Below are 14,282 nucleotides of genomic sequence, written 5' to 3' on the forward strand. Positions count from 1 at the left end.
CGCCGGCAGTCGGCGCTCCCGGCTGGTTCGTCCCCCGGATACGGCGGTGTCTCTCATTCGATGAACAGGCCCGGGCGCGTGCGGGTCCCGGTCGGCTGGGGGCTGTCCGCCTCGGTGCTTTCTGCGCTTGGCGTGAGGGCTTGAATGGAGATCGCGCGCAGCGTGACCACGGTGGTGCCGATGAGCCATACGAAGAAGGCGACCAGCGATAGCCACCAGGAGAAGAGCCCGTTCCAGGCCAGCGGACCATGGGTGAAGAAGACATCGAGACACGCCGGGCAGTACAGCAGCCCACACCAGAGGCAGAAGAAGCCGTACCAGCGCGGGAAGATCGGGACGGTGCGACGGTCGGACAGGACCGCGACGCCGATGACGATGTTCTGGACGAAGATCGCGTAGATGATTCCGGTGAACGGGAGCCAGCCCATGTCATTCAGCATCTGGATCGACTCGTCGGAGCGCTGCGGGCGGTATGCCGCGACCTCGAAATAATAGAGGGCGGGGATGAATGCCACGGGAAGTGTGGCGCCGAGTCCGAGCTGAGCGTAGGTGAGCGGTGAGTGCCGGCCCTCGATGCGCTCGAGTTGCACAGAGATCGCGGCGACGAAGGGAACCCAGAAGACCAGGCCGAACATGCTCAGGACCATGCCGAGACGAATGGCGTTCGCATGGCCGCGGTAAAATCCCGCGACCTGCGCGGCGCTCCTGGCCGGATCGGGTGGCGGGATATACCGTGCGACCACGCCGTACCCTATGAAGAACAAGAGTGCGAAAAGCGGACCGCTCCAGACGCACAGCCGCTGAGACCAGGTGTTGTGCATATTGACTCCTGTGCGAATCATTCATGAGTGAACCAAAACCGCTGGAATCGAGGTGACCGAGCTGGTTCGGCCAGGTCACGGCCCGAGGAATAATCGTTCGCACGGCAGGCGTTCCAGTAGCCGACGTTCCTCGGTGGTGTGGCGCATGAATTCGATTGTGCACCAACGCATCCGGCTCCAGTCGTCGATCAGGTTGCGCGCCGCGACAGCATTGACCGTGTAGTCGAAGATCGTGCCCCCCAGCCATATCCGCAGGTGGACATCATCTCCGGGTGGGAACCATGTCTCGGAGGTCATGGTTCATGGTCTTTTCGGGCAGCGCCGAATGAGCACCTCTGGCTCACCAGCAGGAATTTCACCGGTAGACCACCAAGCGGGAACGCGGTGATCGTCCAACGCCGCCTGCACATCACACCAACCTTCCGGGCGAAGCATTAGCGGCCGGTCCAAATCGGCGTCCGCTTTTCGGCGAACGCGCGAGGCCCTTCCCGGGCATCATCTGATTGTCGAAGCGCCGAATACTCCATTTCGGTGAGCTTCCAGTCCGCGGACTCGGCGCTGGACAGGCCGTCGATGATATGCCGGGCGATCCGCTTACTCGCTTGAACCGCGAGTGGCGCGTTGGCGCCGATCGTGCGCGCTAGCTCGAGCGCGCGTTCGAGGACCTCACCTGGTGGCACAACGTAATTCACCAGACCGAGCTCGAGGGCGCGCTGCGCCGAAATGGGCTCGCCCGTGCAGATCAGCTCGAGCGCGACCTTCTGGGGGATCTGGCGAGGCAGGCGGAACAGCCCGCCGGCGCCGGCGATCATGCCGCGCCGCACTTCCGGTAGTCCCAGCGCGGCCTCGCTGGAGATGACAGCGATATCACTCGCCAGCACGAGCTCGGTGCCACCGCCGAGCGCCGCGCCATTGACCGCGGCGATGGTGGGCTTGGAAATGTAGTGCGAGACGTATCCGGCGAATCCCCACGCTGCCCGTGGTCCTTCGGTAGGGACGATGATCTCTCCGCGGGCGATGGCCTTGAGGTCTGCTCCGGCGCAGAACGCCTTGTCGCCAGTGCCGGTAAGGACGATCACCCGAATGTCGGGATCGATGTCCGCGGCTTCCATCGCATCGCCGATCGCCTGATTAACGGCTGCATCGACGGCATTGCGCGCGGCGGGGCGGTTGATCGTGATCACCAGAGTGTGCTGATCGCGGGTCACGGTAACCGAGTCGGAGGTGAGGCTGGACAACGTAATTCCAATCGCAGGTGTTCGCGGGATGTCTTCGGCTACTTGAGCCCGAAACGCTGGGCGCCGTCGATGCGGATGGTTTCGCCGTTGATGTAGTCGTTTCCGATCAGGAAGGACACAAGATCGGCGTACTCACTGGGTCGGCCCATCCGCTTAGGGAAGGGAACCGCACGGCCCCACGTCTGCTCGGCCTGCTCCTCGTCGAGCTGGAATGCCGGCGTGAAGAACGTTCCGGGGGCGATCGTCACGACGCGGACACCCACCGCGGAAAGGTCGCGCGCCGCGACCAGCCCCAGACCGACCACGCCGCCTTTGGCCGCGCTGTAGTCGGACTGTCCCACTTGACCTTCGAACGCCGCGATGCTGGCCGTATCGACGACAAGGCCGCGCACCCCGGACTCGAGCGGCTCGAGAGCAGCCATCGCGGCGGCGGACTGGCGCAGGACGTTGAACGTGCCCGAGAGGTAGATCGCGATGGTTCGGTCGAAGAGTTCCTGCGGCATCGGGGCGCCGTCCCTGCTCAGGATGCGTTGCTGGGCAACGGGTCCGCCGTGCGCGTTGACGGTCACCCGGAGCTCACCGAGCTCGGCCGCAGCGGCGATGGCGGCGGCGACGGATGCGTCATCGGTCACGTCGGTCCGGACGAAGGTCGCGGCGTTTCCCAGATCGGCGGCGAGCTTCTCGCCCTTCTCCTGTGCGAGGTCGGCGATGACCACCCGGGCGCCGTCCGCCACGAGGCGCCGGACTGTTGCTTCGCCGAGACCGCCCGCACCGCCGGTGACGATTGCGGCCTTACCGCTGATATCCACTGCGTTTCTCCTATGTCCTGGTCAAAGTAGTTCGAAGATCGTCGCGTTCGCCTGGCCGCCGCCCTCACACATCGATTGCAGGCCGTAGCGAATGCCGTTGTCCCGCATGTGGTGCAGCAAGGTGGTGGCCAGTCGCGCACCCGAACCGCCCGCGGGATGACCGAGCGCGATGGCGCCGCCGAGCGGGTTCAGCACAGCGTGATCGGCTGCCAGGTCGCTGGCCCAGGCGAGCGGCACCGGGGCGAACGCTTCATTGATTTCGAAGGCGCCGATGTCTCGGAGCCTGAGGCCACTTATTTTGAGCGCCTTCTGGGTGGCGGGTATCGGTCCGGTCAACATGATCATCGGGTCGGAGCCGGTGACCACCGCTGTGTGTATCCGTGCCATGGGGCGCAGACCGTGCTTGCGGGCAAGGTCACTGGTGGTGAGGAGCAGCGCCGCGGCGCCGTCGGAGATTTGAGACGAGTTGCCGGCGTGGATCACTCCGTCCTCGACGAATGCCGGCGTGAGCTTGGCGAGGGTCTCGAGAGTCCCGCCGCGGCGGATGCCCTCGTCGCGTTCGACGACACCGTCCGGGGTCTCGGCCGCAACGATCTGAGCATCGAACGCCCCGGAATCCTGGGCCGCGGCCGCGCGCGCATGTGACCGCAACGAGTACTCGTCGAGCTGCGTGCGACTCAGATCCCAGGTGCGCGCGACGGTTTCGGCGCCGACGCCCTGGTGCGCGGTGCGCCCGTACCGGCTCTGCCAGCCCTGTCCGGCATAAGGGTCTCCGCCGAGGGTGAAGGCGAGTCCCATGGTGATTCGTGACATGGACTCGACACCGCCGGCCACCGCGAAGTCGTATTGGCCGGCGATGACGCCGGCAGCGGCGAAGTGGATGGCCTGCTGGGACGAACCACATTGGCGGTCGATCGTCACTCCGGGGACGTGCTCGGGCCAGCCCGCGGACAGCAGGGCGGTGCGGGCGATGTCACCGGTCTGCTCGCCGACCTGACCCACGCATCCCCAGACGACGTCGCTGACGAATGCCGGATCGAGGCCGGTCCGCTCCGTCAGCGCACGCAGCGTCACCGCGCTCAGATCGGCGGGGTGGACGTGTGCAAGTCCGCCATTCCTGCGTCCGACCGGTGTTCGAACTGCATCGATGACAACAGCATCAGGCATTGGGTTGCCTCCGTGGGGCGGGATCGTGTGAGAGGTCAGGAGTTGGGTTCGGTGCCGACCAGCGACACGAAGGAAACACATTCGCCCGGGCCGCCGCCCAGGTTGTGGGTGAGACCGATCGTCTTGCCCGCGGCCGTCGTGCCGATGCGCCGGTCCTGCGGCGCCTCGCCGCGCAGTTGGAGCCAGCATTCGAACAGCATCCGGAGCCCGCTGGCGCCGACCGGGTGACCGAAGGCCTTCAAACCGCCGTCGGGGTTGACCGGCAGGTCCCCGTCGAGATCGAATGCGCCGTCGAGCACGGCCTTCCACGCGGTGCCGCGCTCGGCGAATCCGAGATCCTCCATCAAGACCAGTTCGGTGACGGTGAAACAGTCGTGCACTTCGGCCATGGCGATCTCGGCGCGGGGGTCCCGGATGCCCGCTTCCTTATAGGCGTTGCGCGCCGAGCTGACGACCTCCGGGAACGAGGTGAAGTCGTATGCGGGATCGACGTTGCCGTCCGCGGCGCCGGATACGAAGGACAGTGCCTTGACATAGAGAGGTTTGTCGATGTAAAAATGCGCGTCCTCGGCCCGGACCACGATCGCGGCCGCGGCGCCGTCCGAGACCCCCGAGCAGTCGAACACGCCGAGCTGGCCGGCCACCAGCGGCGAGCGGGAGATGGTCTCGGTGGAGACCTCTTTTCGAAACTGCGCTCGGGAGTTGCGGGCGCCATTGTGATGGTTCTTCCACGCGATACGGGTCAGGACGTCCTTGAGTTCGCCCGAATCCACGCCGTACTTCTCAGCGTAGGCGGGACCGAGGAGGCTGAAATTCGCGGGGGCAGTGGTGGTTCCGAGTGTGCCGCCGGTGCCGTCGGAGGGGATCGAGTGTCTCAGCAGGCCCGAGAATCCCGAGTCCTTGAGCTTTTCCACACCGACCGCCATCGCCATGTCGTATGCGCCGCTCGCGACGGCATAGCAAGCGTTTCGCAGCGCCTCCGAGCCGGTCGCGCACATGTTCTCGACGCGGCTGACCGGCTTGTCGCGAAGACGCAACGGCCGGCTGAGGGTGAGGCCGGATACGCCGGACATATAGGTGCCCAGCCAGAACGCGTCGACGTCAGCCAGGGCGACCCCAGCGCTGGCCGTGGTCGAGGTGACAGCTTCGATCAGCATGTCGTCGGCCGAGCGATCCCAGTGTTCTCCGAAGTTGGTGCAGCCCATGCCGATAATGGCGACCCGGTCGCAGATGCCGTGTGCAGGCATGTCAATTCTCCTCCAGCCGCCCGCGCGCCGGGCGGGCCTTCCAGAAATAGTTGTGGACGCCGTTGGTTGTCGTCAGCCGGCGGAAGGTCATCTCCACTGGATCGCCGATCGACACCGTCTCGCCGCCGTCGGTGAGCTCACAGCGGAAGCGCCCGCCCCCGTCGAAGTCGACGACGACCGCAACCATCGGCGGGCTCGGTGTGTAGGCGAGCCGGTCGACGGTGTAAGTGGCTACGCGCGCAGGCGTGTCGGCCATCGGCTCGGCATGCATCTGGTCGGTGGCGCCACACTGATAGCAGACGCGGACGGGCGGCAGGTGGACCGTCCGGCATTGTTCGCAGCGTGACCCGTGGAAGCCGTACTTCCAGCTTTCCGATCGGTGGCTCGGCGGCCCTGCCGGGGGCTCGGGCTCGGGGCGGCGGGGAGGTTCGCGAACCAGCATTCCGCGCCAGGACAGGAACGTCGCATAGCTCAACGTGTCGTCGCCGTCGGCTACCTGCTGGGCCACGGTCGGAACGGTGGGCCGCCGCACCCCCAGGGCGTCGGTTGTGCGCAGGATCAGCGTGGACGCCCCGTCGGCGAGCAGGACCAGCGCGATGGTCTGACGGCCGACGGCGCGGTCGAGTACGTCGCTGAGCAGGATGCCGGGTTGCGCGGTTCCGGCATTGCCGATCATCTGGGTCAGATCGGGAGTCACAGTGTTGTGTGCGACTCCGCTCGCGGCGATGAACTGCCGCACCGCCCTGGGCGATAAACCGCATACGATCAAGTGGTCCACGGTGTCGGCCGTGATATTCGCTTGCTTGAGGGCCGCGGTGAACGACTCTATGGCAAGTGGCGTGTATAGATGCTCGCCGAAGCGCTCCTCCCAGACTCGCGATGCCGTGGCGCCCGGGGTCCGCCAGCGGTCGAGGAACTCGTCGGTGACTGACGCGCAGGTGACCAGGTCGGCGAGTACGGGTGCGTCGGGAGAACCGCGACCGAACAGGAGGGCCGCCGCGGCGTCGCCGCCCTGCATTTCGTCTGCGCTCCCGGGGCGACCGGTCCGGACGTCGCTGAGTACGGCGAGGGCGCCGTCGGCCGTATCCGCGGCGGCCAGCAGCGCGCCCAGCGCTGAGCGCGGCGCACCGCCGACATCGACGGCGAGGGTGCTTCGCGGCAGGCTCAGCGCGGCATGGATGACCGCGGCATTGGTCTTGTCGAGGTACGCGGGACTGGAGGTCGCGAAGTAGATCCGGCTGGGCCAGGCGGCGTGCGGAAGACCGCGTAAAGCCACGCGCCCGGCCTCCACTGCCATCGACGTCGAATCCTCATCGTAGGAGGCCACAGCCCGCGTTCCGGCGGGCCGCCGCTCGCCGAGAACCGCCCCGATCTCGCTGAGTCGCAGACGGTGGTGCGGGATGTGGGCCCCATAGGCGATCAAACCGGTCACGCACAGCTCCCTATATTGCCGGGGTAGATAACATTGATTCTAATCTAATTCAGGTTAGGAATCAATGTATTGCCGAGCATTGGTACGTTGTCGGCTTCCGTGGTTTCGCCCTTCGGGCGTGTCGGTGTCCGTGGTCTGGTCACCGCTGCCCTGCGATGGGAAATCGCCTGTCTGCCAGTTGATCTCTGCTGACAGCTACTGGGATGACGGAGGCGGGCCGGCGGGGTTCATCACGACGCGCGAACCTACGCGGGGGCCGCCATACCGTCCAAAATAAGTGCCGACAACTGTGCACTCAGTTGCTCAGGGGTCAGATTGCCGTCCGGCCGGTACCATTCGACAGCCCAGTTCACGGCGCCGGTGAGCAGCATCGTCACCACCGAGCTGTCCAGATCACCGCGGACTTCACCGGATGTGATGGCGGCCTGCAGCAGCTCACGCAAGTAGTCCAGATAGGCGCGCTGCTGATTGACGGTCTGTTCGCGCACCGCCTCCGGTACCTGACCGAGGATCCGAACCAGCGCGGAGGTATACACGCTGCTGCGCAACACCGACAGCAGATGAGCCGTGATGACGGTGGACAGCCGGTCCAGGGCCGAGGTGCCGGCGGGCAGTGCGGCGACGCTCTCCCGGGCAAGATCGTCGGTCCGTCTCCACGCGGCCAGCAACAATTCGACGACCAAGTGCTCGCGCGAGTTGAAGTAGTAATACATGCTGCCGGTCTGGATGCCCGCCGCGGCGGCCACGTCGGCGAGTCTCGTTCCGGCATAGCCGTTTTCACGGAACACCTTGGCCGCACCGTCCAAGATCCGGATGGCGCCATCGGACATCCGATCGCCGGTGTCGTTGCGATGGGTCACGGCGCCTGCCGCTGTGGACACTGCGGTGAGTGCGCCATCGATCGTGCGCGAACCGGGGTGATCGGTGGCGAGGCCCTCGAGAAACAGCGCCTCGAATTGCCGTCTGAGCTCGGTCACCGGCAGCCTGTCACGGCGGGGCCGGAACCAGTCGGGCACCGAATTCATCGATCCGAGCAGGAGCATGCGCAATGCCGAGCTGTCGAGCTCGGCGCGGATCTCCCCGGAATCGTGCGCGTTGTTGACGAGCGCGCGCCAGAACATGCCGTATTCACGCTGTTCGTGTAAGCGCCGCTTACGGATCTCCTCGGGAACCTGCCCGATGATCCTGATCGTCGCCGCCGTGTAGTCGCCGATCTCCAGCACCGAGTCCAGGTGCGCCGCGGTCGCTTCGCGGAGGCGGTCGAGATCGGAAGCATCCTCCGGCAGCGCGGCGACACGTCGCCGCACGAATCCGCTCGTGCGTTCCTGGCCGACGCGCAGCACCTCCTCCACGAGTTCCTCGCGAGACGGGAAGTGGTAGTACAGGCTGCCGGCCTGAGTGCCCGCCGCCTTTGCCACGTCGGAGAGGCGAGTTCCCGCGTATCCCTTGGCGCGGAATGTGCGGGCGGCGGAGTCGAGGATCCGCGCCCGCGTAGCCATTCCCTTTTTGTCCGGTATGCCTCGTTTTCTACCCACGAATCCTCCGAGTCCGTTTCGGCGCGCAAGTCCCGACTTACACATCGAATCTATATCGGATGAGGCAGGCGTAGCGACTCGCCCGCTGCGGGTGCCGCCCTGCACCGGCGGTTCGCGTTTGCGGGCGCGGCGGGCTTGCGAACGTCGTGGGCAGCTGTGATGTGCCCGGCAGGCGCTAATCGGCGGTCTGCGCGGGCCGTACGCGCCGCCCATCCGCTTGACTGCGTCGGCGTTCCCTACTACTGTTAACTCTAATCTGAATTAGGTTAGAATATATTCAGTCTCATCTTTCCTCGGTCTGAGGAGCTCTGGAGGAGAAGGACATGATCAGGCTCTTGGCCGGCATCCGCGTCGTCGAATGTGCAATGTTGCCGACCGGTGATCAGACGAGTCGCTTACTCGGCGACCTCGGCGCGGATGTGATCAAGATCGAGCGTCCGGGCACCGGCGACTATCTGCGCGAACTCGGGGACCGCATCACGCCGCAGAACAGCGTCTTCCATCTGTTGTGCAATCGCAACAAGCGCAGCGTGGAACTGGACCTGCGCAGCGATGAGGGGCGCAAGATCTTCTACGAGTTGCTTGCGACCGCGGACGTCTTCGTCGACGGTTTCGCGGGTGATGCGTGCGAGAAGCTCGGGATCGGATACCAGGCGCAGCGAGCCGCAAAGCCCGACATCATTTACTGCCAGGCCAGTGGATTCGGCGCCCGCGGCGACTACAGCCAGATCCCGGTGCACGGCTACATGATGGGTGCGGTCGCCGGACAGTCTCCCTTGGAGGTTTCGGCCGAGGGGGTAGTCACCGAGGTGATCGCCCCCGAGGGCCAATACTTCTCCGGTTCGATCGACGGGCCCCTGTCGACTGCGCTCTATGCCGCGCTGACGACTGCGGCGGCGTTGCGTTATCGGGACCAGACCGGCGAGGGCAGCTACATCGATGCCGCCGGTGCGGACGCGGTACTGGCAAACCAGTGCCTGGACGCGGTTCTCGCCTGGAACGGCGAGCGAATCACCGACCGGCGCAATCCGCCACCTCCGGTCGGGCTGGATCCGCGTAAGCGCCCCAAGTACACCTACTATCAGACCAAGGACGCGAAGGTGGTGCTGCTTGCGGCCATCGAGCACAAGTTCTGGGACAATTTCTGCCGGGCCGTCGATCGTCCGGACCTGATCGACGTTAAGAACACGACTTTCGCCGTCGACTTCGCGGACGGTGGAAGGGCCGATCTGCTGGACGAGCTCATCCCGATTTTCCGGTCGCGAACATCCGCGGAGTGGATGGACATCGCAAGGCTCTACGACATCCCGTTGTGCCCGGCGAACTCCAAGGTCGGCACGCTCGGCGATGTCCATCTGGGTGCGCGCGAGATCGTGCACCACTCCGAGCATCCGGTGGCCGGCTCGTATACCAGCACCGGATGGCCCGCGCCCGTCAGCGGTCAACCGTTCGATATCGCGCGTCCGGCGCCATCGCTCGGCGAACATACCGTCGAGATTTTGAACCAGCTCGGTTACAGCGCGCAGGACATCAACGGTCTGCACGAGCGCGGGATCGTCTGATGCCAGCCGCGCCGCGCAGGAATGGGATCGGGATCCGATGAAACGCACCCTGTTCGAGGACGAACACGAGATGTTCCGGGAGAGCTTTCGCCGGTTCCTGGACAAGGAAGTCGTTCCGCACCATCTGGACTGGGAGCGGGCCGGCATCGTGCCCCGTGAGCTCTTCACTGCGGCAGGCACACACGGTTTCCTCGGAATGGCGGTGCCCGCGGCGTACGGAGGTGGCGGTGTCACCGATTTCCGGTACAACTATGTCATCCACGAGGAGGTTCAGGCCGCCGGCGTGAACGCCTCGGGGCTCGGCCTCTCGCTGCACAACGACACCGGTGTCCAATACCTGCTCGACTGTGGCAGCGCCGAGCAGCACCAGCGCTGGCTGCCCAAGGCCGTGACGGGTGAGCTCATCACCGCCATCGCAATGACCGAGCCCGGTACGGGCTCCGATCTCGGCGCAGTGCGCACGACCGCCATCCGCGATGGGGACAGCTACATAGTCAACGGCTCGAAGACGTTCATCACCAACGGGATCAACACCGACCTGGTGATCGTCGTCGCCAAGACGGATCCGTCGAAGCGCACGTCCGGCCTGAGCCTCATTGTCGTGGAACGCTCGCACGAGGGTTTCACCCGCGGGCGCAGGCTCGAGAAGATCGGGATGCACGCGCAGGACACGGCCGAGCTGTTCTTCGACAACGTCCGCGTTCCGGTCGCGAACCTCCTGGGTGCGGAGGGAGCCGGATTCGGTTACCTGACCCGCAACCTCCCGCAGGAGCGGCTGGCGATCGCCACCATCAGCGTCGCTGCCGCCCGGGCCGCGCTCGCCATGACACTGGGCTACGCCAAGGAACGCAAAGCCTTCGGCGCGCCGATCGGCTCGTTCCAGAACAGCCGGTTCGCCCTGGCCGAGATGCACTCCGAGATTCTGATCGCGACGACATTCGTCGATCAATGCGTGCTCGCGCACAACGCAGGTGAACTCAGCGCCGAGGAGGCCGCCGCCGCCAAATGGTGGTGCAGCGATTTGCAGAACCGCGTCGTCGACAGTTGTCTGCAACTGCACGGCGGTTATGGCTACATGACCGAATACCCGATCTCGCGGGCGTTTGTCGACGCCCGCGTTCAGCGGATCTATGGCGGGACGAACGAAATCATGAAAGAGATCATCGGCCGTTCCCTCGGAGTGTGACCGACGCCAGCGGGTGCGACGGCGTATGCGGCGCCCGGGGAGAAGAGTGGAGAGACGAACATGGTGATGCTGACGCCGAGCCGGTTCACTGCAGCGGGTCTGCCGGAGTCGGTGACGATCTACGAGGTCGGCCCCCGAGACGGCTTGCAGAACGAAAAAGGGGTGATCCCGACCGCTGCCAAGATCGAGTTCATCGAGCGGCTCGGCGCCGCGGGTCTTCGAACGATCGAGGCGGCCGGTTTCGTCCACCCCGTGCGGGTTCCGCAACTGGCCGACGCCGAGGCGGTCATCGATGGCCTTGACCTGGACGCCGATGTGCGCTACCCGGCCCTGGTCCCCACCGTCAGCGGGCTGACGCGCGCGCTCGGGCGGGGCGTTCGCGATATCGCCGTGTTCGGCAGTGCCACCGAGACGTTCTCGCAACGCAACCTCGGGCGCTCGATCGACGAGTCGCTGGAGATGTTCGCGCCGGTTGTGGCTAAGGCGCGGGAGGCAGACGCGAGCGTGCGCGGCTATGTGTCGATGTGCTGCGGAGATCCCTGGGAGGGGGAGGTGCCGATCGCCGCGGTGGTCGACGTCGCCGTTCGCATGATGGGGCTCGGCTGCACCCAGCTGTCCCTGGGCGACACGATCGGTGCGGGGACTCCCGGTCATGTGACCGCCCTGATCGAAGCGCTCGTCGAGGCCGGAATCGATATCGGCTCGATCGCGGTGCACTTTCACGACACGTACGGTCAGGCGCTTGTCAATGTGCTGGCGGCTCTCCGGGCCGGAGTCCGGACTATCGACAGCTCGGCAGGGGGTCTAGGCGGATGTCCGTTCGCGGAGAGTTCGGCCGGTAACCTCGCCACCGAGGATCTCGTGTGGATGCTGCACGGCCTGGGCATCGAGACGGGCGTCGACCTGCACCGCCTCGTGGCAACGAGCGTCTGGATGGCCGAGCGCCTGGGCAGGCCGAGCGTTTCGCGCACGGTGCAAGCCCTGGCCGCAGAGGTACAAGCGCCGATTTCCGAGTCGACATCCGTGACGGCCGTCCGATGACGAGCCTCGACGTGCCGCTGCACGAACTTCGACGAGAACTTCGAACGTGGATCGCCGAGAACGCTCCGGAGGGACTGGCCGATCTGATCGACTGGCGCCTTCGCGCGGACCTGCCTGGGTCGGTCGCGAGCCTGCAGAGCGAGCAGGACCTGGCCCGGGCGCAGGAGCATCCGCTCTTCCTCGAGTGGGAGCGGCGTAATCGCGAGGCCCGTTTGGTCTGTCCGGCCTGGCCGGAAGAATATGGCGGTCGCGGCTGGGAAGCGCCGCAGATGACGATCCTGGACGAGGAGTTCTCTCGGGCCGGACTGCCCCGGATCGACCGGGTGCAGGGCGAGTCGATGGTCGGTCCGTCGATCATCCTGCACGGCACCGACGAGCAGAAGGCCTACTATCTGCCGCGAATCATCTCCGGTGAGCATCGATACTGCCAAGGCTTCTCGGAGCCGGGTTCAGGATCGGACCTCGCATCCGCGAAAACGCGCGGGATCGTGCACGACGATCACGTGACGATCAGCGGCCAGAAGGTGTGGACGTCCCGATTCGCCACGGCGAACATGATCTTCGTGTTGTGCCGCACCGACCCGGCCGCGGCGAAACACCGCGGACTCTCGTATGTGATCACCGAGTTCACTCCGGGATCGAACGGGATACAAGCCCGTCCGATCCGTCAGATCACCGGGGCCGAGGAGTTCGCCGAGGTCTTCTTCGACGGAACGGTCGCGCCGCTGTCCGGCGTGATCGGCGGCTTGGGAAACGGCTGGCGTGTCGTTCAGTCCACGCTGGGCTTCGAACGGGCCGCCGCCGGACGCGCGACGACCATGCTGCTGCAGGCGCGCGAACGAGAACTCGATCAGTTGATCGCCTTCGCCCGCCGGACCGGACGGCACCGGGATCCGACGGTGCGACGCGATCTCGCATGGGCGAAAACACAGGTCACGATCATGCGGAGCAGTTGGCTGCGGACGGTGGCTGAAGTGGCCGCGGGAAAAAATCCGGGGCCACAAATGTCGACATGGAAACTTGCGTGGAGCGAGTACCACCTCCGACTGGGCGCGATCGCCCTGGATATCGCGGGTCCCGGTGCGATGGTTCGGCCGCAGGGGCCGGGCTACGCGGTCGATCAATGGCAGGACGTTTTTCTGGCCGCCCATTCCGGGACGATCTACGCGGGCACGAGCGAAGTGCAGCGCAACATCATCGGTGAGAACTCGCTGGGCTTGCCTCGGGAGCCCAAGTTTCAGGAAGGTGGGCGCACATAGTGGCGGAAGTGGACGAATCGAAACCGGACGAGCCGACCGGGAGCACTTTTCTTTTCCCGGTCGAGTCAGGGCACATTATGATGTTCGCCCGGGCACTCGGTGACGACAGCCCGATCTATCGCGACGACAGTGACGAACTCACGCGTCGGCGCGGAGGCATCACCGCCCCGCCGACCTTCGTGGCGGGTGCGGCGCAATTCGACCCCGACTGGCCTTATCGCCCACGGCCCGGCGTGCCGTGGCACGGCTCGGGTGCCGGTCCGGGCACGGCGCCACCCTCATCCGGCGCGGGCACGAGCATGCAGGCCGAACAGCACTACCAGTACCACCTGCCGTTGCGCCCGGGTGATGTTCTCCGGGGCGAACGGTCGATGGGCAGGACGTGGGAGAAGGACAGCAAGCGAGCCGGAAGGCTGAAATTCTCCGAGGAGATCACCCGCTTCGTCAACCAGCGTGGTGAACTCGCGGTGACCGCGCGCCGGGTACGGGTCATCACCGAGCATCCGGTCGAGAACTGAGGCACCGACATGTCGAACAACATTGCCGAACTGGCTGTCGGAGACTGGCACGAAGCGCCGGTCGTCCAGGATCTCTCGCGGACACAGATTGTCATGTACGCGGGTGTGTCCGGCGATTTCAACCCATTGCACAGCGATGAGGTCTACGCGAGGGAAGTCGCCGGATACCCCTCGGTGATTGCGCATGGTCAGCTGACCATGGGGCTCACCGCCAAGCTCGTGACCGATTGGATCGTCGACGGCGAATTCACCGATTTCGGCGTGCGTTTTCAGCGTCAAGTGTGGCCGGGGGACACCCTGACCGCCAAGGCCACGGTGACCGCGGTCGCGGCCGTCGACGGCCGAACCTCGGTTGATCTCGAGTTGTCGACCGTCAATCAGAAGGGCGAGCCGGTGGTGTCCGGCTACGCGCGCGTGCGCGAATGTCCGCGCGAATGGCATTGAATACCGGCGGATCAGCGAGGCGA

At 65.6% G+C, this 14,282-nt stretch carries 14 protein-coding genes; 6 read left to right on the forward strand and 8 right to left on the reverse strand.

Translation table 11 applies throughout. The features are described 5' to 3' along the window. Positions 1 to 53: 53 nt before the first annotated feature. The 8 genes from ON40_RS07445 to ON40_RS07480 all read right to left on the reverse strand — a co-directional run bounded on the left by ON40_RS07445 (position 54) and on the right by ON40_RS07480 (position 8,213). Positions 54 to 821, reverse strand: coding sequence for a hypothetical protein (locus tag ON40_RS07445; protein ID WP_157186226.1), 768 nt, complete (start codon positions 819 to 821; stop codon positions 54 to 56). Positions 822 to 896: 75 nt separating this feature from the next. Continuing rightward, a complete protein-coding gene (locus tag ON40_RS07450) occupies positions 897 to 1,118 on the reverse strand; it encodes a hypothetical protein (protein WP_040819922.1) in 222 nt (73 codons plus the stop codon). Between the two features lie 137 nt (positions 1,119 to 1,255). Beyond that, positions 1,256 to 2,071: a crotonase/enoyl-CoA hydratase family protein gene (locus ON40_RS07455; RefSeq protein WP_083895473.1), complete on the reverse strand. Its 816-nt coding sequence runs from the start codon at positions 2,069 to 2,071 to the stop codon at positions 1,256 to 1,258. A 26-nt stretch (positions 2,072 to 2,097) separates the two neighbouring features. Next, complete coding sequence (locus tag ON40_RS07460; protein WP_040819925.1) at positions 2,098 to 2,868, reverse strand: SDR family NAD(P)-dependent oxidoreductase; 771 nt, start codon at positions 2,866 to 2,868, stop codon at positions 2,098 to 2,100. A gap of 21 nt (positions 2,869 to 2,889) precedes the next feature. Further along, positions 2,890 to 4,035 carry a thiolase family protein gene (locus ON40_RS07465; protein WP_040819926.1) on the reverse strand — a complete coding sequence of 382 codons (1,146 nt, stop codon included), beginning with the start codon at positions 4,033 to 4,035 and terminating at the stop codon, positions 2,890 to 2,892. Positions 4,036 to 4,070: 35 nt separating this feature from the next. Beyond that, the gene (locus ON40_RS07470; RefSeq protein WP_040819927.1) at positions 4,071 to 5,282 is read right to left on the reverse strand and encodes an acetyl-CoA acetyltransferase; all 1,212 of its coding nucleotides are present in this window, start codon (positions 5,280 to 5,282) and stop codon (positions 4,071 to 4,073) included. 1 nt (position 5,283) lies between these two features. Beyond that, complete coding sequence (locus ON40_RS07475) at positions 5,284 to 6,714, reverse strand: OB-fold domain-containing protein (RefSeq protein ID WP_040819928.1); 1,431 nt, start codon at positions 6,712 to 6,714, stop codon at positions 5,284 to 5,286. 245 nt (positions 6,715 to 6,959) lie between these two features. Beyond that, positions 6,960 to 8,213 carry a TetR-type transcription factor C-terminal domain-containing protein gene (locus tag ON40_RS07480; protein WP_040819931.1) on the reverse strand — a complete coding sequence of 418 codons (1,254 nt, stop codon included), beginning with the start codon at positions 8,211 to 8,213 and terminating at the stop codon, positions 6,960 to 6,962. A gap of 359 nt (positions 8,214 to 8,572) precedes the next feature. Here ON40_RS07480 and ON40_RS07485 point away from each other — a divergent pair, with 359 nt between their 5' ends. From ON40_RS07485 to ON40_RS07510, 6 genes are read left to right on the forward strand one after another with little or no spacing between them, the layout of a single operon-like run. After that, positions 8,573 to 9,811 (forward strand): CaiB/BaiF CoA transferase family protein, encoded by a 1,239-nt coding sequence (locus ON40_RS07485; protein ID WP_051192804.1) that lies wholly within the window; start codon positions 8,573 to 8,575, stop codon positions 9,809 to 9,811. A 37-nt stretch (positions 9,812 to 9,848) separates the two neighbouring features. After that, the gene (locus ON40_RS07490; protein ID WP_040819934.1) at positions 9,849 to 10,997 is read left to right on the forward strand and encodes an acyl-CoA dehydrogenase family protein; all 1,149 of its coding nucleotides are present in this window, start codon (positions 9,849 to 9,851) and stop codon (positions 10,995 to 10,997) included. 60 nt (positions 10,998 to 11,057) lie between these two features. Further along, a complete protein-coding gene (locus ON40_RS07495) occupies positions 11,058 to 12,038 on the forward strand; it encodes a hydroxymethylglutaryl-CoA lyase (protein WP_051192805.1) in 981 nt (326 codons plus the stop codon). Continuing rightward, positions 12,035 to 13,297 carry an acyl-CoA dehydrogenase family protein gene (locus tag ON40_RS07500; RefSeq protein WP_040819937.1) on the forward strand — a complete coding sequence of 421 codons (1,263 nt, stop codon included), beginning with the start codon at positions 12,035 to 12,037 and terminating at the stop codon, positions 13,295 to 13,297. The genes ON40_RS07495 and ON40_RS07500 overlap by 4 nt, the downstream gene beginning before the upstream one ends. Positions 13,298 to 13,305: 8 nt before the next feature. Beyond that, on the forward strand, positions 13,306 to 13,815 hold the full coding sequence (locus ON40_RS07505) for an FAS1-like dehydratase domain-containing protein (protein ID WP_281033008.1): 510 nt from the start codon (positions 13,306 to 13,308) through the stop codon (positions 13,813 to 13,815). Between the two features lie 9 nt (positions 13,816 to 13,824). Next, positions 13,825 to 14,259 carry a MaoC/PaaZ C-terminal domain-containing protein gene (locus ON40_RS07510; RefSeq protein WP_040819943.1) on the forward strand — a complete coding sequence of 145 codons (435 nt, stop codon included), beginning with the start codon at positions 13,825 to 13,827 and terminating at the stop codon, positions 14,257 to 14,259. Positions 14,260 to 14,282: the final 23 nt, after the last annotated feature.

Source organism: Nocardia jiangxiensis NBRC 101359, from assembly GCF_000308615.1.
GTDB lineage: Bacteria > Actinomycetota > Actinomycetes > Mycobacteriales > Mycobacteriaceae > Nocardia > Nocardia jiangxiensis.